Annotated in this window: 18 protein-coding genes and 1 tRNA gene; 11 read left to right on the top strand and 8 right to left on the bottom strand. The window is 66.6% G+C overall.

Annotation, left to right across the window (positions count from 1 at the left end):
- Positions 1-8: 8 nt before the first annotated feature.
- Positions 9-3,116 carry a transglycosylase domain-containing protein gene (locus tag ACM6JT_RS27770; RefSeq protein ID WP_414857698.1) on the bottom strand — a complete coding sequence of 1,036 codons (3,108 nt, stop codon included), beginning with the start codon at positions 3,114-3,116 and terminating at the stop codon, positions 9-11.
- Positions 3,117-3,312: 196 nt separating this feature from the next.
- Entirely contained in the window at positions 3,313-4,200 is an 888-nt protein-coding gene (locus tag ACM6JT_RS27775; RefSeq protein ID WP_034178945.1) for a LysR family transcriptional regulator, read from the bottom strand.
- A 456-nt stretch (positions 4,201-4,656) separates the two neighbouring features.
- Between ACM6JT_RS27775 and ACM6JT_RS27780 the strand changes: the two genes are divergently transcribed.
- Positions 4,657-4,941, top strand: coding sequence for a PAAR domain-containing protein (locus tag ACM6JT_RS27780; protein ID WP_034179418.1), 285 nt, complete (start codon positions 4,657-4,659; stop codon positions 4,939-4,941).
- 36 nt (positions 4,942-4,977) lie between these two features.
- Here the strand turns inward: ACM6JT_RS27780 and ACM6JT_RS27785 are convergent, their stop codons facing one another.
- Both ACM6JT_RS27785 and ACM6JT_RS27790 read right to left on the bottom strand, forming a co-directional pair.
- Complete coding sequence (locus ACM6JT_RS27785) at positions 4,978-5,289, bottom strand: cupin domain-containing protein (protein ID WP_111016179.1); 312 nt, start codon at positions 5,287-5,289, stop codon at positions 4,978-4,980.
- A 59-nt stretch (positions 5,290-5,348) separates the two neighbouring features.
- A complete protein-coding gene (locus tag ACM6JT_RS27790) occupies positions 5,349-6,032 on the bottom strand; it encodes a DJ-1/PfpI family protein (protein ID WP_105390020.1) in 684 nt (227 codons plus the stop codon).
- Positions 6,033-6,149: 117 nt separating this feature from the next.
- Between ACM6JT_RS27790 and ACM6JT_RS27795 the strand changes: the two genes are divergently transcribed.
- Positions 6,150-7,121: a GlxA family transcriptional regulator gene (locus ACM6JT_RS27795; protein WP_105390021.1), complete on the top strand. Its 972-nt coding sequence runs from the start codon at positions 6,150-6,152 to the stop codon at positions 7,119-7,121.
- Between the two features lie 174 nt (positions 7,122-7,295).
- Positions 7,296-8,270 carry a LysR family transcriptional regulator gene (locus ACM6JT_RS27800; protein ID WP_034178941.1) on the top strand — a complete coding sequence of 325 codons (975 nt, stop codon included), beginning with the start codon at positions 7,296-7,298 and terminating at the stop codon, positions 8,268-8,270.
- A 184-nt stretch (positions 8,271-8,454) separates the two neighbouring features.
- Here the strand turns inward: ACM6JT_RS27800 and ACM6JT_RS27805 are convergent.
- From ACM6JT_RS27805 to ACM6JT_RS27820, 4 genes are all read right to left on the bottom strand, one after another.
- Positions 8,455-8,531 (bottom strand) — tRNA-Met (locus ACM6JT_RS27805).
- 156 nt (positions 8,532-8,687) lie between these two features.
- Entirely contained in the window at positions 8,688-10,346 is a 1,659-nt protein-coding gene (locus ACM6JT_RS27810) for an MFS transporter (RefSeq protein ID WP_034178940.1), read from the bottom strand.
- A 226-nt stretch (positions 10,347-10,572) separates the two neighbouring features.
- On the bottom strand, positions 10,573-12,120 hold the full coding sequence (locus ACM6JT_RS27815; protein WP_034178939.1) for a sensor histidine kinase: 1,548 nt from the start codon (positions 12,118-12,120) through the stop codon (positions 10,573-10,575).
- A gap of 17 nt (positions 12,121-12,137) precedes the next feature.
- Positions 12,138-12,866, bottom strand: coding sequence for a response regulator transcription factor (locus tag ACM6JT_RS27820; protein WP_034178938.1), 729 nt, complete (start codon positions 12,864-12,866; stop codon positions 12,138-12,140).
- A 190-nt stretch (positions 12,867-13,056) separates the two neighbouring features.
- On the opposite strand from ACM6JT_RS27820, the gene recA reads away from it, so the two are divergent.
- The 8 genes from recA to ACM6JT_RS27860 all read left to right on the top strand — a co-directional run bounded on the left by recA (position 13,057) and on the right by ACM6JT_RS27860 (position 21,422).
- Positions 13,057-14,127 (top strand): recombinase RecA, encoded by a 1,071-nt coding sequence (gene recA, locus ACM6JT_RS27825; RefSeq protein WP_034178937.1) that lies wholly within the window; start codon positions 13,057-13,059, stop codon positions 14,125-14,127.
- Positions 14,127-14,996: a recombination regulator RecX gene (gene recX, locus ACM6JT_RS27830; RefSeq protein WP_131946661.1), complete on the top strand. Its 870-nt coding sequence runs from the start codon at positions 14,127-14,129 to the stop codon at positions 14,994-14,996. Before recA ends, recX begins: the two co-directional genes overlap by 1 nt.
- A gap of 146 nt (positions 14,997-15,142) precedes the next feature.
- On the top strand, positions 15,143-15,751 hold the full coding sequence (locus ACM6JT_RS27835; RefSeq protein WP_034178935.1) for a DUF2889 domain-containing protein: 609 nt from the start codon (positions 15,143-15,145) through the stop codon (positions 15,749-15,751).
- Positions 15,752-15,819: 68 nt separating this feature from the next.
- Positions 15,820-16,986, top strand: coding sequence for an ADP-forming succinate--CoA ligase subunit beta (sucC, locus tag ACM6JT_RS27840; protein ID WP_034178934.1), 1,167 nt, complete (start codon positions 15,820-15,822; stop codon positions 16,984-16,986).
- A gap of 64 nt (positions 16,987-17,050) precedes the next feature.
- The gene (sucD, locus tag ACM6JT_RS27845; RefSeq protein WP_034178933.1) at positions 17,051-17,932 is read left to right on the top strand and encodes a succinate--CoA ligase subunit alpha; all 882 of its coding nucleotides are present in this window, start codon (positions 17,051-17,053) and stop codon (positions 17,930-17,932) included.
- Positions 17,933-18,088: 156 nt separating this feature from the next.
- A complete protein-coding gene (locus ACM6JT_RS27850) occupies positions 18,089-18,793 on the top strand; it encodes a TerC family protein (RefSeq protein WP_105390024.1) in 705 nt (234 codons plus the stop codon).
- 97 nt (positions 18,794-18,890) lie between these two features.
- Positions 18,891-19,487, top strand: coding sequence for a pilin (locus ACM6JT_RS27855; protein WP_034178931.1), 597 nt, complete (start codon positions 18,891-18,893; stop codon positions 19,485-19,487).
- A 156-nt stretch (positions 19,488-19,643) separates the two neighbouring features.
- On the top strand, positions 19,644-21,422 hold the full coding sequence (locus tag ACM6JT_RS27860) for a PglL family O-oligosaccharyltransferase (protein WP_414857699.1): 1,779 nt from the start codon (positions 19,644-19,646) through the stop codon (positions 21,420-21,422).
- The last annotated feature ends 52 nt before the right edge of the window (positions 21,423-21,474 follow it).

The raw sequence follows: 21,474 nt of genomic DNA on the forward strand, positions 1-21,474 counted from the left end.
TGCCGCGGTCAGGAAGGTTGCGCCGACGCGGCGCCCGGTGCGGGCATTTCCGCCTGCGGCGCGGGGGCCGCGGCGTGCGTGCCGGTGGCGGCCGGACGTTCGATCAGCGGCGCGAGCGCCGGCGCCATCGACTTCAGCAACTGCACGGCCATTGCGCTCGTGAAGTCGTAGCGCGCCGCGTACGGTTCGTGCGCGGTCGCCGTCAGCACCCCGAAGAACCGGTCGCCGAGTACGAACACGAACGTGCCGCTGCGGTTCACCTTGCGCGACTCGATCAGCCGCGCGCCGCGCGCGTAGACGTTGAAGCGCTGGTCGCCGGTCCCCGTCTTGCCGTATACCTCGAGCGTCTTGCCGTCGGGCAGCGTGAAGCCGCCCGCGAGGCGGCGCGCGGTGCCGCTGAGCACGACGTCGCGCAGCAGCGTGTGCGCCACGTTGACGATTTCCGGCGACAGCATCGGCTGCGGCTGCGCGGCCGCGCGCACGAAGCGCGTCTCGTACGGCGTGCCCTTCGCGAAGTCGAGCCGCGTGATCGTCTCGGTCGGCGCTTTCTGGCCGCCGTTCGCGATCAGGCCGATCAGTTTCGCGAGCGCGTCGGGCTGGTCACCCGATGCGCCGATCGCGGCCGCGTAGGACGGCGTGACTTCCGCGAACGGGTAGCCGAGCGCGCGCCACGACTTCGTGATCTCCGCGTACGCGCGCAGCTCGACCATGCGGCGGATGCGGCGGTCCTGGGTCGCGTGGTAGCGCGTCTTGTACAGCCACGAATACGTGTAGAAACGCGCATCGCGGCTCTCGCGCTGGACCTCGCCGAGCGACGCGCTCGGGTGCGCGCGCAGGTAGTTGAGCGTCCACAGCGCGAGCGGGTGCACGCTCGCGATATAGCCGCGATCGTTGAGGTTGAAGCGGTCGATCGCGTATTTCGCGTAGAGCGCGGCGAGATCGTCGTCGGACAGCGTCGCGGCCGGCGTGCCCTTCAGTTGCGCGCGCATCTGCGCATCGAACCACGCGAGCGATTCGTTCGGCGCGACGCTGCGCAGCACCGTCGCGATCTTCGGCGGCGACTTGCGCACGTCCTTCAGCATCAGCGCCAGCGCGTCATCGGGTGCCTTGCCCGCATAGCGCGTGTAGTAGCGCTTCACGTAGACCTGGCTTTCGCCGTCGACGAACTGCTGCAGGTAATGCCGGCGCTGTTCGGGATCGCCGAGCCACGACGACGACGGGCCGGCCGCCTGCAGCGTCTCGTAGTGGACGATGTCGCGCATCAGCCGCACGAACACGAGGTTGACCGAATGCTCGAACGCGGTGTGCAGCGTCAGGATGCGGCCGTTGTCCGACTTCTCGAAGTTCGAGAACACCTGCGCGCCGCCGCCCGTGTAGAACACGTCGGGACTTGCCGAGTACTTGCGTTCGACGGCCGCGTCGAGCATCGCCTGCAGCGAGCGGTCGCGCGTATGCAACAGATAGTCGAGCGCCCAGCGCGACAGCCCGTCGACCGGGTCGGGTTTCACGCGCGCAAGCTGCGCGTTCGACAGGTTCGCATAGCGCGCGTGCAGGTCGGAGACGATCTGCAGGTACGTGATCAGCGTGCGCAGTTTCGCGGTCGAGCCGAGGTTGATGCGGCCGCCGCGATTCACGTCGAACGGCTCGTTCACGCTGTCGGTCTGCACGCGCAGCATGTTCGCGCCGTTGCGGCGTTCGTACAGCGTGAAGCTGTACGTGAGATGCGACGGGTCGTCCTTCGGCGCGAGCATCTCGTAGCCGTAGAGGCCGGCGGCCTGCGCGCCGTCGCGCGTCGATGCCTTCGCGAGCCGCTCGGCGACGGCTTGCTGCACGCCGTTGTCGAGCGTGCTGGTCGCCTCCAGGTCGAGCAGGTCGAGCTGGTACACGTCGCTGATGCCGAGGGCCGACAGCAGCGACGCGCGCGCGGACGTCACGGCCTTGCGCGACACGAACGACTGCACCAGCGCGGCGGCAGGCGGCGCACTGCGTTCGATCTGCGCGGACAGCGCGGCATCGCGCATTGCAGGCGAGATCACGCCGCCGTTCGACAGCAGCCGCAGGTAGCTGTCGGTCAGCCGCTGCAGCGCCGGATAGCCGCGGTTGAGGAAGTACGACGGCGCGCGCTGCGCGATGATCAGCGACAGCACCTCGCGGAACGTCTTGCCCTGTTCGTCGACGTTGTCGCCGGTCGTCGGCGCGGACAGGATCCGGTTCACTTCGTTGAAGTCGCGGCCGTACCAGGCGGCGAGACCGTCGCCGATGCCGGTGATTTCGCCGATATGCGGCCGCGCGGCGAGCGGCACCGAGTTCAGGTAGCGCACGACGATCGTGCGGCGCGCGAGCATCGTCTGCGGGCCGTTCAGATACGCGCGGACCGACGCCGACGCGATCTGCCGCAGCTTCTCGGGTGGCGTCGCGGTGCGGCCTTCGGGCGAATGGCGGAACTTCTCGATCTGGGTCGCGAGCGTGCTGCCGCCCGGGCGTGCCTGGTGACGGTTGACGACGTGCAGCGCCTGGTCGGCGAGCGCGCGGCTGAAGCGCCCCCAGTCGATCGCCGGGTTGCGGTTCGGTTCGTTCGCGTCGAGCAGGTAGCGATCCTCGATGAACAGCAGTGAATCGACGACCACGCGCGGCACCGTGTCGAAGTCGGCATAGACGCGCTGCGGGAACACGGTCGCGAACAGCGGCGCGCCGGTCGAATCGAACAGCATCAGGCCCGTCTGGTCCTTTTCTTCGTAAGGGAGGAACAATCCGCGCTCGCCGAGCGACAGCATCCGTTGCGAATCGCGCGCCTGCTTGCCGACGACGAAGCCGCGCGCGAGCAGCCGCTCCTGGAACGACGGAATCATCGCGTAGCCGAGGCGCTGGTCGTAGGGGCCGTTCGCGGGGAAGCGGATGTGATCGCTCGGGCCCGTTTCGACCGTGTAGCCGACATCGCGGGTGAGCTCGGACAGGTAGCGCGCCTGCAGCCGGGACGTTTCGATCTCGGTCTGCACGAGCCGCGCGACGATCGCGAGCGCGATCAGCAGCGCGGCCAGCAAAGACCATTTGACCCACGTCCAGACCGATGCGAGACCGGTCACGCGCGGCAGGATACGATTCAGCGGCCGATTCATGGCGGCATCTCCCTGAGGGGAGGGCTCCGGCCGCACCCCATTAAGGATTAGTTTAGTCGTCCGCCGCGTGCTGCCAAGGCGGTTCACTACCGAGATGCGCCGACGCAACGCACGTGCCTGAACCGGGCGGAGCGCCCGGCCGCCGCCCCGATTTGGGGCAGCGCCGGAAGGGGGAAATAGTGCGCGATGACTTCATTCAACCGACGAAATGCTCGACCAGGTGATCGACGAACAGGCGCGCCTTGCGCGGAAAGTGCCGGCGGCTCGGGTACGCGATGTTCATCTGAAGTTCCTCGAGCCGATAGTCGGGCAGCAGCGCCAGCAGCCGGCCGTCGCCGAGCTCCGCTTCGACCAGGAAGTCCGGCAGCACCGCGACGCCCACGCCCGCGAGCGCCCAGCTTCGGATCAGCCCGAGATTGTTCGACGACGCGGATTTATTGGGGTGCACGGTGAGATGCGCATGACCGTGATCGAACGACAGGTATTCGCCCGCGAAGTCGGAGTGGAATGCCAGGCACGCATGGGCGGCCAGGTCATGCGGATGAGCCGGCGCGCCATGCCGTTCGAGATACTGAGCAGATGCGCATACGACGAGTTTCAGCCGCGTGAGCAGGCGTTTCACCAGCGTGCTGTTGCTGATGTGCTGCGACAGCAGCAGGCCGACATCGAAGCCCTCCGAGACGAGATCGACGTGACGGTCGACGAGCGTGACTTCCGGCACGATGTTCGGATGGCATGCCTTGAAGGAATCGATCGCGGGCCCGAGCACATGCATGCCGAACATGACCGGCGCGACGATTTTCAGCGAGCCGACCGGCTCGTGGTGCGTCGACGCGATCGCTTCCTCGACGCGGTCGATTTCGTCGACGACGTGGCGCATCTGCGCCAGATACAGGTGGCCGGCGTCGGTCAGCGACAGGCTGCGGGTCGTGCGATTCAGCAGGCGTACGCCGAGCCGCTCCTCGATGTCCATGACCAGGCGGGTGGCCGATGAATTGGAGATGTTCAGTTCGGCGGCTGCACGCGCGAAGCTCTGTAGTTCGGCCACCTTGACGAATAATCGTATCGATAGAAATTCATCCATTTTTTTCGGAAAACTTAATTTGTTAACTGAATTCTATCTGTCGGCGGCTGGACTTTGAGCGATTTTGATGTGAGATAAAGTTTTATGAAATCGTGCATCAATCCGATGCGGATGGCGTTGGAGTATGTAGGGTTGGGTCGAGGCGGCCTGCGATTCCATCGCTTTGCCTGGGGATTGAAAAATATTGGTTGATGATTTTGTTTTTTGTAAAAGTACTAAAAATCTGGCTTATTGTCCTAAAAGGGCGGTGTCATATTCGCAGTGCGGTGCAATACGAGTCGGATGCGTCGTTTTCGTCGCGGCGGCGTCCCGGCACCAGATGGCGGCATTCGGCGTGCGGCGGCGCGTGGCGGTGATATCCTCGCGGGACGCCCGCAATCGACGGGCGGTGTCCGATTGCCCGTGCGCAGCCTCGCTGCCGCGTGGCGCGGCGTTTCCGAGGGAAGAACCGACATCATGAGCCGCAAATTCATTCTGAAGGGCGACACGACCGATCACGGCGGCGTGGTGCTCGAAGGGATCGCCAACTCGTCGTTCGACGGACGCGAACTCGCCTATCTTGGCGCACCCGTGTTCTGCGCCGCGTGCAAGACGACGGGCGTGATCGTGTCGGACGGCGGCGAGCGGACGATGACCGTGATGGGCAAGGTCGTCGCGCTCGAACACGACCTGTGCCAGTGCGTGTGCACGCCGCAGCCGAAACTGATCCCGTCGCAGGGCACGGGGACGATCTCGGGGTAAAACCCGCCGCGCGGCACGGCGCACGGCGGCCCGCCGTCACACGCTGCCTTCCGTCTCGATCACGAGGATGCGCGCTTCGCCGAGCGGATGCGCGACGTGCTCGGTGCCGGCCGTCGCGTGGAAGACGTCGCCGGTTTCGAGCACCGTTGCGTGCTCGATGCCCGCTACGCGATAGCGCATCTCGACGCGGCCGTCGAGCACCGCGAACACTTCGTCGCCGTCGTTTACATGCCATCGATACGGCTGGTCGGTCCAGTGCAGCCGGACCGTGATGCCGTTCAGGTTCGCGATGTCGAGCGCGCCCCACGGGCGGTTCGCGGTGAATGCGGCGCTGCGGATGATGTTCATCGATGTGTTCTCCGGCGCGAATGCGCGTCGTCTTCCAGTCAATTCCTCCGCACCCGAATTCAACGCGACATCGCGCGCAGCGCCTGCTCGATTATCTGCTTGCGTTTCGCGAAACCGGCCGCCGAACGCTCGGTGACGCGCTTCACGACCGATGCCGGCGCGGTGTCGGGCGAGCCGGCGTCGAACGGCGGCGCCGGCGCGTATTCGAGCTGAAGCTGGATCGCCTGCGCCTCTTCATCGCCGGCCAGTTCCGCGGCGATCGTCAGCGCGAAGTCGATGCCGGCCGTCACGCCGCCGCCCGTGATCAGGTTGCCGTCGCGCACGACACGCTCGCGCACGGGCACCGCACCCAGCGGTTCGAGCAGCGCGTGGAACGCCCAGTGGGTCGTCGCACGCCGACCGCGCAGCAGGCCGGCCACGCCGAGCAGCAGGGCGCCCGTGCAGACCGACGTCACGTAGCGCGCGGTGGCCGCGCGCTGCTGCACGAACGCGATCGTTTCGGCATCGAGCAGCAGGTCGTTGATCCCGATGCCGCCCGGGACGCAGATCACGTCGAGCGGCGGGCAGTCGTCGAACGTGCAGGTCGGCGCGAGCGCGAGGCCGCTGCTCGACGCGACGGCGTCGCGCGACTTCCAGACCAGGTGGACGGTTGCGTCGGGCAGCGACGCGAGCACGTCGTGCGGGCCGGTGAGATCGAGTTGCTGGACGCCGGGAAACACGAGAAGGCCGATATGCAGGGTCATGCGAAGACTCCGGGTGAAAGAGGAGCGCGCCGTTGCCGGCACACGATGGACAGATCGATTCTAGGCGCGTAGTGTTTGGCGAAATTGCCATATCGCCCACGTTTTAAGCCAATCGCCATGCCTGCCGCCCCGCGTTCGATCCTGATCCTCGCGTTCCCCCGCGCGCAATTGCTCGATGTGTCGGGGCCGCTGCAGGTGTTCGCGTCCGTCAACGAACTCGCGCTGGAGCGCGGGCAGCCGGCGCCGTATGCGCCGCGTGTCGTCGCGGCGGACGCCGGGCCCGTCGAGACGTCGTCGGGCCTCGTCGTGATGGCCGAGTCGCTGCGCTCGGCCGCGCGCCGTCCCGATACGGTGATCGTCGCCGGCGGCAAGGGCGTGCACGCGGCATCGCAGGATGTCCGGCTGGTGCGCTGGGTGCGGCAGCAGGCGGAGCGCGCGCGGCGCGTTGCGTCGGTCTGCACCGGCGCGTTCCTGCTCGCCGAGGCCGGCCTGCTCGACGGGCGGCGCGCGGTCACGCACTGGGCGCGCTGCGACGAATTCGCGGCGCGCTACCCGAACGTACGCGTCGAAGCCGATCCGATCTTCATCCGCGAAGGCGCGCTGTGGACGTCGGCCGGCGTGACGGCCGGCATCGATCTTGCGCTAGCGCTGGTCGAGGAGGATCTCGGCCGCGCGACCGCGCTCGACGCAGCGCGCGAACTCGTCGTGTTCCTGAAGCGTCCGGGCGGACAGGCGCAGTTCAGCGCGATGCTGTCGATGCAGCGCACCGACGACCGCTTCGGCGAACTGCATGCATGGATGGCCGAGCACCTGGCGGCTGACCTGTCGGTGCCCGCGCTGGCCGAGCGCGTGCGCATGAGCGAGCGCAGCTTCGTGCGCCACTATCGCGCGGGAACCGGCCGCACGCCCGCGCGCGCGGTCGAGCAGATCCGCGTCGAGGCCGCGCAGCGCCTGCTCGGCGAAACGACATGGCCCGTCAAGCGGATCGCCGCGCGGTGCGGATTCGGTTCGGAGGAGACGTTGCGGCGCAGCTTCGTGCGTGTGCTGGGCGTGTCGCCGCAGGCGTATCGGGAGCGGTTCGTGCGGTAACGCGCGGCGCGCGATCGGGGCCGGAGCGGTTGTCGTCTGGAACTGAACGGAAATCGATCGCTTTCCAGTGCGAAATGCCGAAACTATTCAGGATGAGAGAACAATAGGCGGGGGCTTGTGCCGCGCCCGCCGCGGGCTCTATTCTGTTCCGTTGGCGATTCGAAGGGGGGCAGCATGGACCGAATCCAGGCAATGGAAGTTTTTACCCGTGTGGTCGACGCGAACAGCTTTACGCGCGCGGCCGACACGCTCGCGATGCCGCGCGCGTCGGTGACGACCATCATCCAGAATCTCGAGGCGCTGCTCGGCGTGCGCCTGATGCACCGGACGACGCGCCGGCTGTCGCTGACGCCGGAAGGTGCCGCGTACTACGAGCATTGCATGAAGATCATCGCGGAGATCGCGGAAGCCGACGCGAGCTTCCAGACCGGCAACCGCAAGCCGAGCGGCGTGCTGCGCGTCCATATGCCGAGTTCGCTCGGGCGGCGCATCGTGCTGCCGTCGCTGTCGATTTTCCGGCAGCGTTATCCGGACATCACGCTCGAGCTGGGGCTTTCCGACCGCTACGTGGATCCGGTCGAGGAGGGGATCGACTGCATGATCCGGGTCGGGCCGCTCGAGGATTCGTCGATGGTCGCGCGGCGCATCGGGATGCTGAAACGCGTGACCTGTGCGTCGCCCGATTACATCGCGCGTCACGGCGAGCCGCACGAGATTGCCGATCTTGCCGAACATCATGCGGTGAATTTCCGTTCGAGCCACGGCGCGCGTGCGATTCCGTGGGTGTTCATGATCGACGGCAAGCCGGTCGAGGTGCGGATGAGCGGGGAGGTCACGGTCAACGATTCGGATGCCTACGTGACGTGCGGGCTCGAAGGATTCGGGATGATCCAGCCGACGCTGTTCATGGTGCTGCCGAACCTGCTCGACGGATCGCTGGTCGAGGTGCTGCCGGACTGCAATCCGAAGCCGAAGCCGATTTCGATCGTCTATCCGCACAACCGGCATTTGTCGCAGAAGGTGCGTGTGTTCGCCGACTGGATCGCGGAGGTGTTCGAGTCGACACCGGCGCTGGAGGGTGGGGAGAACTGGCGCGGGAAGGTGCTTGCGCACGCGGCGAAGCTGGAGAGGGGATCGGTGGCGGCGTGATGGAAGCGGTGCGGCCTGGTCGTCGGCTGCGCCGGTTTCATCGGCATCGTTAACGCGCTGTCGGTTGGTTTGCCTTACGGCATCGTCGTGGCTGCAAAGCCGATGACGTTGATGCCGACCGCGACCGGAGCGTTTTTTCCGAGCAAAGAAAAAGGGCCCAGCTTGCGCTGGGCCCTTTTGCATTTGGTGGCGAATCAGGGACTCGAACCCCGGACCTGCGGATTATGATTCCGTCGCTCTAACCGACTGAGCTAATTCGCCGAAGAAATGAATTATGGAGATCGACCGTCGGGCTGTCAACACCTTTTTTCGTCTTAGGTGAAAAAAGTTGCCGGCGGCCCGAGCCGGCGTCGGCGCGGAGCCGGTTGCCGGTCACCGGAGCAAACCCGGCAACCGCCGCCAGCCCGCGCTTCGACATCAATCCTGCGCGTAGATGTTCGAATCCTTCGTCTCCTTGACGAACAGCAGGCCGATCACGAACGTGCCCAGCGCGATAATGATCGGATACCAGAGCCCCGAGTAGATGTTGCCCTTCGCCGCGACGATCGCGAACGCGGTTGCCGGCAGGAAGCCGCCGAACCAGCCGTTGCCGATGTGGTAGGGCAGCGACATCGACGTATAGCGGATCCGCGTCGGGAACATCTCGACCAGCATCGCGGCGATCGGCCCGTAGACCATCGTCACGTAGATCACGAGGATCGTCAGGATCACGATCGTCATCGGCCAGTTGAGCTGCGCCGGGTCGGCCTTCGCCGGGTAGCCGGCTCCCTTCAGCGTCGATGCGAGCGTCTTGTCGAACGCCGCGCCCTGCGCCTTCGCGTCGGCCGCCTTGCCGTCGTACGCCGGGATCACCGTATCGCCGACCTTGATTTCGGCCATCGTGCCGGCCGGTGCCGCGACGTTCTCGTAGTTCAGGCCGGCCTTCGCGAGCGCGCTCTTCGCGATGTCGCACGAGTTCGTGAACTTCGACGTGCCGACCGGGTTGAACTGGAACGAGCAGGTGGCCGGATCGGCGACGACGGTGATCGGTGCCTTCTGCGTGGCGATCTCGAGCTGCGGGTTCGCGTAGTGCGTGAGCGCCTTGAACAGCGGGAAGTAGGTCAGCGCCGCGATCAGGCAGCCCGCGAGGATGATCGGCTTGCGGCCGATCTTGTCCGACAGCGACCCGAAGAACAGGAAGAACGGCGTGCCGATCAGGAGCGCGATCGCGATCAGGATGTTCGCGCTCGCGCCGTCGACCTTCAGCGTCTGCGTGAGGAAGAACAGCGCGTAGAACTGGCCCGTGTACCACACGACGGCCTGGCCGGCGGTCAGGCCGACGAGCGCGAGGATCACGATCTTCAGGTTCTTCCACTGGCCGAACGCTTCGGTCAGCGGCGCCTTCGACGTCTTGCCTTCCGACTTGATGCGCAGGAACACCGGCGATTCGTTCAGCTGCAGCCGAATCCACACCGACACCGCGAGCAGCGCGATCGATGCGACGAACGGCACGCGCCAGCCCCAGTTGCCGAACGCTTCCTCGCCGATGAACGTGCGCACGCCGAGGATCACGAGCAGCGACAGGAACAGGCCGAGCGTCGCGGTCGTCTGGATCCACGCGGTGTAGAAGCCGCGCCGGTTCGACGGCGCATGCTCGGCGACGTAGGTCGCCGCACCGCCGTACTCGCCGCCGAGCGCGAGGCCCTGCAGCAGCCGCATCGCGATGAAGATCACGGGCGCGGCGATGCCGATCGACGAGTAGCCGGGCAGGAAGCCGACCACGAACGTCGAGAGGCCCATGATCACGATCGTCACGAGGAACGTGTGCTTGCGTCCGACCATGTCGCCGAGCCGGCCGAACACGATCGCGCCGAACGGCCGCACCGCGAAGCCGGCCGCGAAGCCGAGCAGCGTGAAGATGAACGCGGCGGTCGGATTGACGCCGGAGAAGAAGCTCTTGCTGATGTAGGCCGCGAGTGAGCCGGCCAGATAAAAGTCGTACCACTCGAACACGGTCCCGAGCGACGACGCGAAGATCACCTTCTTCTCTTCGCCCGTCATCGGCGCGTGCGAAATTTGCCCGCCTAACGTTGCCATGAATCGTCTCCAAGTCCCTTGATATAGATATGCGGCCGCCTTGGGTGGGCGGGCCTGTCGACGATTATTGGCACGGAAACTTACGGCGCACTGACTCGCGCGCACAAAACGACTGCGCGTTAACCCGTGCCGAACCGGATGCTTCGCGCGCCGATCGTGGTGCGAACGTCCGGCAAAACGCCGGTTTCGGCGCAACCGCGACGCGCTGCCGCGGTGCGCGTCAGGGTTAATCCGGAGCGGTTTCCGCCAGCGGCAGGCTGACGCGCACGAGCGTGCCGGCGAGGCGGGGCGCCTGCTGGTAGACGTGATCGTCGAGCGTCAGCGTGCCGCCGTGCTGCGTGGCGATCTCGCGCACGATCGCGAGCCCGAGGCCGCTGCCGTCGCCTTCGCGGCCGAGGATCCGGTAGAAGCGCTCGACGACGCGCTCGCGTTCGGCGGCCGGGATGCCGGGCCCCGTATCCTCGACTTCGAGATGCGCGAGTCGCGCCGCGCGATCGGCGCGCACGCGCACCGTGATGCGGCCGCCTTCCGGCGTGTAGCGGATCGCGTTGTCGATCAGGTTGCCGAGCATCTCGCGCAGCATCACCGGGTTGCCGTCGACGTCGAGCGGCGCGTCGTCCGGCGGGCCTTCGTAGCCGAGATCCATTCGCTTCGCGAGCGCGGCCTGCACCCAGTCGCGCACCGCGCGTCGTGCGAGCGCGGCGATCTCGACCGGCTCGAACGTGAGCCCGCTCGCGCGGTTCTCGGCGCGCGCGAGCGCAAGCAGTTGCGTGACGAGCCGCGCGGCCTGCTCGGAGCTCGTCGCGATCTGCTCGAGCGAGCGCTGCACGTCGGGCGGCACGGGGTGGCGCAGCGCGAATTCGGCCTGCGTGCGCAAGCCCGCGAGCGGCGTCTTCATCTGGTGCGCGGCGTCGGCGATGAAGCGCTTTTGCAGCGCCATGTTCTGTTCGAGACGCGCGAGCAGGTCGTTGAACGACGTGACGAGCGGTTCGATCTCGGGCGGCGCGCGCTGCGCCTCGACGGGCGACAGGTCGTCGGGCCGCCGCGCGCGGATGTGCGCCTGCAGCGCATTGAGCGGCGCGAGCCCGCGCGACAGCCCGAACCAGACGAGCAGGATCGCGAGCGGCAGGATCACGAACTGCGGCAGGATCACGCCCTTGATGATGTCGTTCGCGAGCGCGTTGCGCTTGTCGAGCGTCTCGCCGACCTGCACGAGCACCGGCTGCGTGCCGCTTGCCTGCGGCAGCGCGACCGTCGTATATGCGACGCGCACGTCGTTGCCGCGCAGCAGGTCGTCGCGAAACACGACGACGCCCGGCGGCGGGCGGTCCTCGTCGCGCGGCAGCGGCATGTCGGCTTCGCCCGCGACCAGCTCGCCGCGCGCGCCGAGCACCTGGAAGTAGACGCTGTCGACGTTGTCCGCGCGCAGGAAGTCGCGCGTCTGCTCCGGCAGCGTCAGCTCGGCGACGCCGTTCACCGGGTGGATCTGGCGCGCGAGCACGTATGCGTTGGTCTCGAGCGCGCGGTCGAACGGGCCGTTCGCGATCGTCTTCGCGACGAGATAGGTGACGGCGATGCTCATCGGCCACAGCAGCAGCAGCGGCGCGAGCATCCAGTCGAGGATTTCGCCGAACAGCGAGCGCGGGCGCGGCGCCTCGGGCGCATCGGTTTCGTCGGGCGGCGCGAACGGGTTCTCGTAGCGCGCGTCGCGCGCATCGTCGGCGGCCGACGACGGCGCGCCGGTCGGGTGGCGGGAATGGGCCGGCGTGGCCATCGCGGCGACGCCCGGCTTCAGCGCAGCGGCGTGCCGGCCGTCGCGGGCTGGGGCGCTGTGGTGTCGGCCGGCGCGGCGGGCGCGACCTTTTCGAGGCAATAGCCGAGGCCGCGCACGGTCGAGATCCGGACGCCGCTCGGTTCGATCTTCTTGCGCAGCCGGTGCACGTAGACTTCGATCGCGTTGTTGCTGACTTCCTCGCCCCATTCGCACAGATGGTCGACGAGCTGCTCCTTCGATACGAGCCGGCCGATCCGCTGCAGCAGCACCTCGAGCAGGCCGAGTTCGCGCGCGGACAGATCGAGCACGTGATCGTTCGCGTACGCGATGCGGCCGACCTGGTCGAACGCGAGCGAGCCGTGCCGCACGACGGTCGGGCCGCCGCCCGCGCCGCGCCGGGTCAGTGCGCGCACGCGCGCCTCGAGTTCGTTGAGTGCGAACGGCTTGGCCATGTAATCGTCCGCGCCGAGATCGAGGCCCTTCACGCGCTCGTCGACGCTGTCGGCGGCGGTCAGGATCAGCACGGGGAGGTTGGAATTGCGGGCGCGCAGGCGCTTGAGCACGTCGAGCCCGGACATTTTCGGCAGCCCGAGATCGAGGATCAGCAGGTCGAATGTCTGCATCGACAGCGCCGTATCGGCATCGACGCCGTTCTTCACGTGGTCGACCGCATAGCCCGATTGGCGGAGTGACCGGGTGAGGCCGTCCGCGAGTATGCTGTCGTCTTCGGCGATGAGAATTCGCATGTTGCTGACCGATGGCCGGCAGGGTGTTCGCGCCGGCGCGGCTGTCTCCGAAGTTATTCGTGTACAACGCAGCCCGCATTGCGGGCTTGCATAAAACACTGTTTTTTTATACAGTGTCTGCATTCGTGGGCGGCGCTTGAAAGCGGGCGCGCCTTTAACAGACGCTGCTCATCATAGCAAAGGACGATTCATGGAAGAAAGCAAGAAGGGCTCCGGGATGACCGCCGAGAAGAGCAAGGCGCTGGCGGCCGCACTCGCGCAGATCGAAAAGCAGTTCGGCAAAGGGTCGATCATGCGGATGGGCGACGGCGAGGTGGCCGAGGACATCCAGGTCGTCTCCACGGGTTCGCTGGGGCTCGACATCGCGCTCGGCGTCGGCGGCCTGCCGCGCGGCCGGGTGGTCGAGATCTACGGTCCGGAATCGTCCGGTAAAACCACGCTCACGCTGCAGGTGATCGCCGAACTGCAGAAGATCGGCGGCACGGCCGCGTTCATCGACGCCGAGCACGCGCTCGACGTCCAGTACGCGGCGAAGCTCGGCGTGAACGTGCCGGAACTGCTGATCTCGCAGCCGGACACCGGCGAGCAGGCGCTGGAAATCACCGATGCGCTGGTGCGCTCGGGCTCGATCGACATGATCGTCATCGACTCGGTCGCGGCGCTCGTGCCGAAGGCCGAAATCGAAGGCGAGATGGGCGATTCGCTGCCGGGCCTGCAGGCCCGCCTGATGTCGCAGGCGCTGCGCAAGCTGACCGGCACGATCAAGCGCACGAACTGCCTCGTGATCTTCATCAACCAGATTCGTATGAAGATCGGCGTGATGTTCGGCAACCCGGAAACCACGACGGGCGGCAACGCGCTGAAGTTCTATGCGTCGGTGCGTCTCGACATCCGCCGGATCGGCTCGATCAAGAAGAACGACGAGGTGATCGGCAACGAAACCCGCGTGAAGGTCGTCAAGAACAAGGTATCGCCGCCGTTCCGCGAAGCGATCTTCGACATCCTGTACGGCGAGGGCATCTCGCGCCAGGGCGAGATCATCGACCTCGGCGTGCAGGCGAAGATCGTCGACAAGGCAGGCGCCTGGTACAGCTACAACGGCGAGAAGATCGGCCAGGGCAAGGACAACGCGCGTGAGTTCCTGCGCGAGAATCCGGAAATCGCCCGCGAGATCGAGAACCGCATCCGCGAATCGCTCGGCGTCGTCGCAATGCCCGATGGCGTAGACAACGAAGCCGAGGCGATGGACGAAGAAGAGTGATGGTCGGGCGCCGAGGTCAGGCTGGTGAGCCGGAGGAGAGCGACGCGCCCGAAACGGCGGGTCGCTCCGGCCGGCGAGCCGGATCCTCGGGCGCCGACCGGCGGGTCGCTGGCAGCAACGCCGCGAACCGCACCGCGACGAGGGCATCTGACGATGCCCTCGTTTCGTTTGAGATTGCCGCACCGGACGATCCGTTCGATGACGATGAATCGTTCGACGCGCACGACCGGTCCCGCCGTCGTGTGTCCGGCGTCAGCTTCCCGGGCGATCGCGCATCCGATGCGTCGGCACCTGCCAGGGAAGATGTCTATACGCGCAGCAGCCAGCATCCGCGCCGCACGCGCCGTGCGTCCGGCGCTGCTTCAAGCGCTGCTTCCGGCGACGATCCGGATGCCGGCAAACGCAAGTCGTCGAAGCCGCAACGTTCGTTGAAGGGCCGCGCGCTCGGCTATCTGTCCAGGCGCGAATACAGCCGCACGGAACTCGCGCGCAAGCTCGCGCCGTATGTCGGCGAAGACGAGTCCGTCGAACCGGTGCTCGATGCGCTGGAGAAGGAAGGCTGGCTGTCCGACGCGCGTTTCGCCGAGAGCCTCGTGCATCGTCGTGCGTCGCGCGTCGGGGTCGCGCGCATCGTCAGCGAGTTGAAGCGCCATGCGGTCGGCGACACGCTCGTCGAGGAAGTGAACGCGCAGCTGCGCGAGACCGAATGGGCCCGCGCGCAGGCGGTCTGGCGCAAGAAATTCGGTGCATTGCCGCAAACGCCGGCCGAGCGTGCGAAGCAGGCGCGCTTTCTCGCTGCGCGCGGCTTCTCGAGCGCGACCATCGTGAAGTTGCTGAAGGTCGGCGACGATTTCCCGATCGACGATTGAGCGCTCCGGTCGCGCGCGTGGCGCGCGATTTTGCTGCAACGCAACCGCTCCCGGACAGGCGGGAATACCCGCCGTCGCGTCAAACTGTCTCAAATACCCAATATGCTAAAATCCGTGGGTTTTCCTCTTCGGCCTCAACCTCCAGCATGCCGCTATCCGAGCCCGTGCCCCGTCAGTTGCGACATCGACGCGCAATCCGAGCGGAAGCTTACGAGCGCGGCGACGGCTTGTGGGACATCGAAGCCTGCCTGACCGACCACAAGCCGCGCGATGTCGCGCTTGCGTCGGGCATCCGGCCCCAGGGCCTGCCGATCCACGAACTCTGGCTGCGCGTGACTATCGATCGTGAACTCAATGTCGTCGACGCCGAAGCGTCTTCGGAATGGGTGCCCTATCCCGGTCAGTGTCAATCCGCCCCTCCCGCCTATCGGGCCCTCATCGGGCTCAATCTCTTCCGCCACTTCCGCCGCGATGCGAACCGACTGCTGTCCGGTGTCGCAGGCTGCTCCCATCTCACCGAACTGTGCGCCGTGCTGCCGACGGCAGCGATCCAGGCGTTCGCCGGTGACGTGTGGAACGTGCGCGAAGAGGGTGGCGAAGGGCCGGATCACGACGGCGTGCGCGACGAACCGCCTTTCCAGCTCGGCCGCTGCCGTGCGCTGCGGTTCGACGGCGAGGTCGTGCGGCAGTACTACCCGCGCTGGTATGGCGCGAGTCGGCCGGATGTGCCCGTTGACGGCAGCACGAAGGAATGAACGGAAATCATTCGAAGAAGCGTCTTAAGCGACTTTTCATCCAACTCTCAGACTGAAGGGAATCACGCATGAAGATTCACGAGTACCAGGGTAAGGAAATCCTGCGGAAATTCGGAGTCGCGGTACCGCGCGGCAAGCCGGCGTTCTCGGTTGACGAGGCCGTCAAGGTGGCGGAAGAACTCGGCGGCCCGGTGTGGGTCGTCAAGGCTCAGATCCACGCGGGTGGTCGCGGCAAGGGCGGCGGCGTGAAGGTGGCGAAGTCGATCGAGCAGGTGCGCGAATACGCGAACCAGATCCTCGGCATGCAGCTCGTCACGCACCAGACCGGTCCGGAAGGCCAGAAGGTCAACCGTCTGATGATCGAAGAAGGCGCCGACATCAAGCAGGAACTGTATGTCAGCCTCGTCGTCGATCGCGTGTCGCAAAAGATCGTTCTGATGGGTTCGAGCGAAGGCGGCATGGACATCGAAGAAGTTGCCGAAAAGCACCCGGAACTGATCCACAAGGTCATCGTCGAGCCGTCGACGGGCCTGCTCGATGCTCAAGCCGACGACCTCGCCGCGAAGATCGGCGTGCCGGCTGCTTCGATTCCGCAAGCGCGTGCGATCCTGCAAGGCCTGTACAAGGCATTCTGGGAAACCGACGCGTCGCTGGCTGAAATCAACCCGCTGAACGTCTCCGGCGACGGCAAGGTCATCGCACTCGACGCGAAGTTCAACTTCGACTCGAACGCGCTGTTCCGCCACCCGGAAATCGTCGCGTACCGCGATCTGGACGAAGAAGATCCGGCTGAAATCGAAGCGTCGAAGTTCGACCTCGCGTACATCTCCCTCGACGGCAACATCGGCTGTCTCGTGAACGGCGCAGGCCTGGCAATGGCGACGATGGATACCATCAAGCTGTTCGGCGGCGAGCCGGCGAACTTCCTGGACGTCGGCGGTGGCGCGACGACCGAGAAGGTCACGGAAGCGTTCAAGCTGATGCTGAAGAACCCGGACCTGAAGGCGATCCTCGTGAACATCTTCGGCGGCATCATGCGCTGCGACGTGATCGCGGAAGGCGTGATCGCCGGTTCGAAGGCCGTGAACCTGAAGGTGCCGCTCGTCGTGCGCATGAAGGGCACGAACGAGGACCTCGGCAAGAAGATGCTGGCCGACTCGGGCCTGCCGATCATCTCGGCGGACAGCATGGAAGAAGCCGCGCAGAAGGTCGTCACGGCTGCCGAAGGCAAGTAACGCTATCGAATACGCATGGCGGCGCGGCAGATACGCGACGCCAATCGAACAGAGGTCAAAATACATGTCGATTCTGATCAACAAGGACACGAAGGTCATCACGCAGGGCATCACCGGCAAAACCGGTCAGTTCCATACGCGCGCCTGCCGTGAATATGCAAACGGCCGCGAAGCATTCGTCGCGGGCGTGAACCCGAAGAAGGCCGGCGAAGATTTCGAAGGCATTCCGATCTACGCAAGCGTCAAGGAAGCGAAGGAAGAAACCGGCGCGACCGTGTCGGTCATCTACGTTCCGCCGGCAGGCGCAGCCGCTGCGATCTGGGAAGCGGTCGAAGCCGATCTGGATCTCGCGATCTGCATCACGGAAGGCATCCCCGTGCGCGACATGATCGAAGTGAAGGACCGCATGCGCCGCGAAGGCCGCAAGACGCTGCTGCTCGGGCCGAACTGCCCGGGCACGATCACGCCGGACGAACTGAAGATCGGCATCATGCCGGGTCACATCCACCGCAAGGGCCGCATCGGCGTCGTGTCGCGTTCGGGCACGCTGACGTATGAAGCCGTGGCGCAACTGACGGCACTCGGCCTCGGCCAGTCGTCGGCAGTCGGCATCGGCGGCGACCCGATCAACGGTCTGAAGCACATCGACGTGATGAAGATGTTCAACGACGATCCGGATACGGACGCGGTCGTGATGATCGGCGAAATCGGCGGTCCGGACGAAGCCAATGCGGCCGAATGGATCAAGGCCAACATGAAGAAGCCGGTCGTCGGCTTCATCGCGGGCGTCACGGCGCCCCCGGGCAAGCGCATGGGCCACGCCGGCGCGCTGATCTCGGGCGGTGCGGATACGGCCGAAGCGAAGCTGGAAATCATGGAAGCGTGCGGCATCACCGTCACGCGCAACCCGTCGGAAATGGGCCGCCTGCTGAAGGCAGCGCTGTAATATTTCCGCCTGGGTTCGTCCTGCAGAAAACGCCGGCTTTGCCGGCGTTTTTTGTTATGCTCGCGCAATGAATTCGTAAGCACCGGGCATGCATCGCGCATGTGCCGGCGATGAACCGGGCCGCCCGCCGGGTGGCCATATTCTGCACATCCCCCCATGCTCGAATTCCTGACGTCGCTGCACTGGGGCGCCGTTCTCCAGATCGTCATCATCGACATCCTGCTCGGCGGCGACAACGCGGTCGTGATCGCGCTCGCGTGCCGCAACCTGCCGGCGAACCAGCGGCTGCGCGGCGTCGTCTGGGGCACCGCAGGGGCGATCCTGCTGCGCGTCGCGCTGATCACGTTCGCGGTCGCGCTGCTCGACGTGCCGTTCCTGAAGATCGGCGGCGGGCTGCTGCTGCTGTGGATCGGCGTCAAGCTGATGGCGCCGGCCGCCGATGCACACGACCACATCAAGCCGGCCGACCGGCTGTGGGACGCCGTGAAGACGATCGTCATCGCCGATGCGGTGATGAGCCTCGACAACGTGATCGCGATCGCCGGCGCGGCCGAGCAGGCCGACCCGTCGCACCGGATCGCGCTCGTGATCTTCGGGCTCGTCGTCAGCGTGCCGATCATCGTGTGGGGCAGCACGCTGGTGCTGAAAATGCTCGACCGCTTCCCCGTCATCGTCACGCTCGGCGCCGCGCTGCTCGGCTGGATCGCGGGCGGGCTGATCGTGAACGACCCGGTTGGCGACCGCTGGCCGGTGCTCGATACGCCACCCGCGATCTACGGCGCAAGCATGGCCGGCGCACTGCTCGTCGTGGCGGCCGGTTACGCGCTCAGGCGCCGCCGCGGCGCACCAGGCGCGCACTGACGTTGGCCGTCCGGCCGACTGCCGGGTTCGCAGCCCGCTGGCTACGATCGAGACGCCTGCCTTTACCGGCAGGCGTTTTTCGTTTCCGGAGCCTGCCATGTTCGAAGCCTTTTCCGTTTCACTGTTCCGTCGCGTTGCCGCCGATCTGCGGCGCGCGAACCGGCCGTCGCCGCGCTGGCGGCCGGCCGGCTTCACGCTGATCGAGTTGATGATCGTGCTGGCGATCGTCGGCGTCGTCGCCGCCTATGCGATTCCCGCGTACCAGGATTACCTCGCGCGTTCGCGCGTCGGCGAGGGGCTCGCGCTCGCGTCGTCCGCGCGGCTTGCGGTTGCCGACAACGCGGCGAGCGGTGCGAGCCTCGACGGCGGCTACAGCCCGCCGGCCGGGACCCGCAACGTCGAATCGGTTGCCATCGACGGCGAGACCGGCCAGATCACGGTCGCGTTCACGACCCGCGTCGCCGCGGCCGGCACGAATACGCTGGTACTCGTGCCGTCCGCGCCCGACAAGGCCGATGCGCCCACCGCGCGCGTGGCGCTCAAAAAGGGCGCGATGCAGGCCGGTGCGATTGCGTGGGAGTGCTTCGCCGCCGGCAAGGATGCGTCGTCGCTGCCGGCGCCGGGGGCCGGGCCGCTGCCGGGCACGGCCGCGACGCTGCCTGCGAAATATGCGCCCGCGGAGTGCCGCGCGTAGCGCCTGCGGAGGAGGAGGGCGGCGGCGCGCGCGGCATGCCGGCCGCCGCTTCGGCCGGCCGGGACGGTCGTGCCGAGTCGGGTGGCCGCGCGACGGCCCCGCACAGAGGGGGGAAAGTTTTGTATAGTGCGCCGGTTGCTGACATCCGGTTCGCTCATGCCTTCTACTTTTTCCCGTTCGTTGTCGCTCGTTGCGCTGGCTGTCGCCCTGATCGTGCCGTACGCGATCACGAATCACACGTATCCGATTCCGACCTTCTATTCCGAATTTTCCGCGCTGGTGCTGTATCTGCTGGTGGGGCTGTCGGTCGTCCTGCTCGTACGGACGAACCGTGCGGCCGAGCCATTTGCCGCGCCGGCCGCGTTCGTCGTGCCGCTCGGGTTCGCCGCGGTGCTGACTGCGCAGGTCGCGCTGATGTCGCTCAAGGTGCCGTCGATGAACTGGCTGGCGCTCGGCTATCTCGCCGCCGCGCTGGTCGCGATGCAGGCCGGCTACGCGCTCGCGCGCGACGGGTTGGCCGAAGTCGTCTCGCGGATGATGGCCGGTGCGCTGCTCGTCGGCGGCGTGTTCGCGGTCGGAACGCAGATCGTGCAGTTGTTTCACCTCGAGTCGGCCGTATCGCCGTTCGTCGTGATGTACAACATCGCGGTCGATCGCCGCCCATACGGCAACATGGCGCAGGCGAACCATCTGGCCACTTACATCGCGTTCGCGCTCGCGGGCGCGCTGTATCTCGTGCAGACGCGCCGGCTCGCGGTATGGGCGTGGTTCGTGCTGTCGATCGTGCTGTCGGTCGGTCTCGCGCTGACGGTGTCGCGCGGGCCCTGGCTGCAGGTCGCGGTGATGGTCGTCGCGGGCTTCTGGATGGCGTGGCTCGAATCGCGCCGTGCGCCGGGCAATACGCGTGCGTGGCTGATGCCGGTCGTGCTCGCGGTTGCGTTCATCGCGGTGAACGTCGCGGTGCGCTGGGCCAACGTGCACTATCACCTGAATCTCGCGGAATCGGCGGCCGACCGGATGCGCGATGCGGGGCAGATCGCGCCGCGCCTCGCACTGTGGAAGTACGGGCTCGCGATGTTCCGCGAGCATCCGCTGCTCGGTGTCGGCTGGGGCGAATTCCCGTCGCACCAGTTTGCGCTCGTGCGCACGCTCGGCGGCGTCGAGATCGCGAACAACTCGCACGACATCTTCATCGACCTGCTCGCGAAGTCGGGTCTCGCCGGCCTTGGCGTGCTCGCCGTCACGCTCGTGATGTGGTTCGTGCGTGCGCTGCGCGCGCCGCAATCGAGCACGCGCGTGTTCGGCTTCGCGCTGATCGGCATCCTGCTGATGCATGCGCTCGTCGAGTATCCGCAGCAGTACATGTTCTTCCTGCTGCCGGCGATGTTCGTGATCGGGCTGCTCGACGTGAAGCCGCTGCGCATCCTGCCGGGCCGCGCGGCGTTCGGGCTGTTCGCGGTGCTGTCGTTCGGCGGCGTGCTGGCGGCGGTGCCCGTGCTGCGCGACTACCAGCGCGCGGAAGTGCTGTATTACGGCAGCGACCCGGCCGCGCAGTATCGCGATGCGCCGTCGCTGCTGTTCGGCGCGTGGGGCGATTACGGCGCGGCGACGCTGCTGACTATTTCGCCGGAAGACCTGCCGGCCAAGCTCGCCGCCCATGAGCGCGCGATTGCGCTGCTGCCGGGCGAGACGGTGCTGCGCCGCTATGCGGCGCTGCAGGCGCTGGCAGGCCGCGAGGCCGACGCGCTCGATACTGTCGCGCGCCTGCATGTGTTTGCGAAGGAACTGAAGGACTGGCCGCAGCAACTGGCCCTGCTGTACAAGCTGTGCGACCAGCAGCCGGCGCTGAAGACGCTCAAGGCGGCCGTCGTCGCGAAGTACGGGGAAGTGCCGGCCGATGCGGCCGACGACTCGGACGACGACGACTCGGATTAACACGCGCAGCGGCCGCCGGAACGGGGAATTCCGGCGTTTGCCGCGTCGTGGC

This window comes from Burkholderia sp. IT-111MI5, assembly GCF_949752865.1.
Taxonomy (GTDB): Bacteria; Pseudomonadota; Gammaproteobacteria; order Burkholderiales; family Burkholderiaceae; genus Burkholderia; species Burkholderia pyrrocinia_C.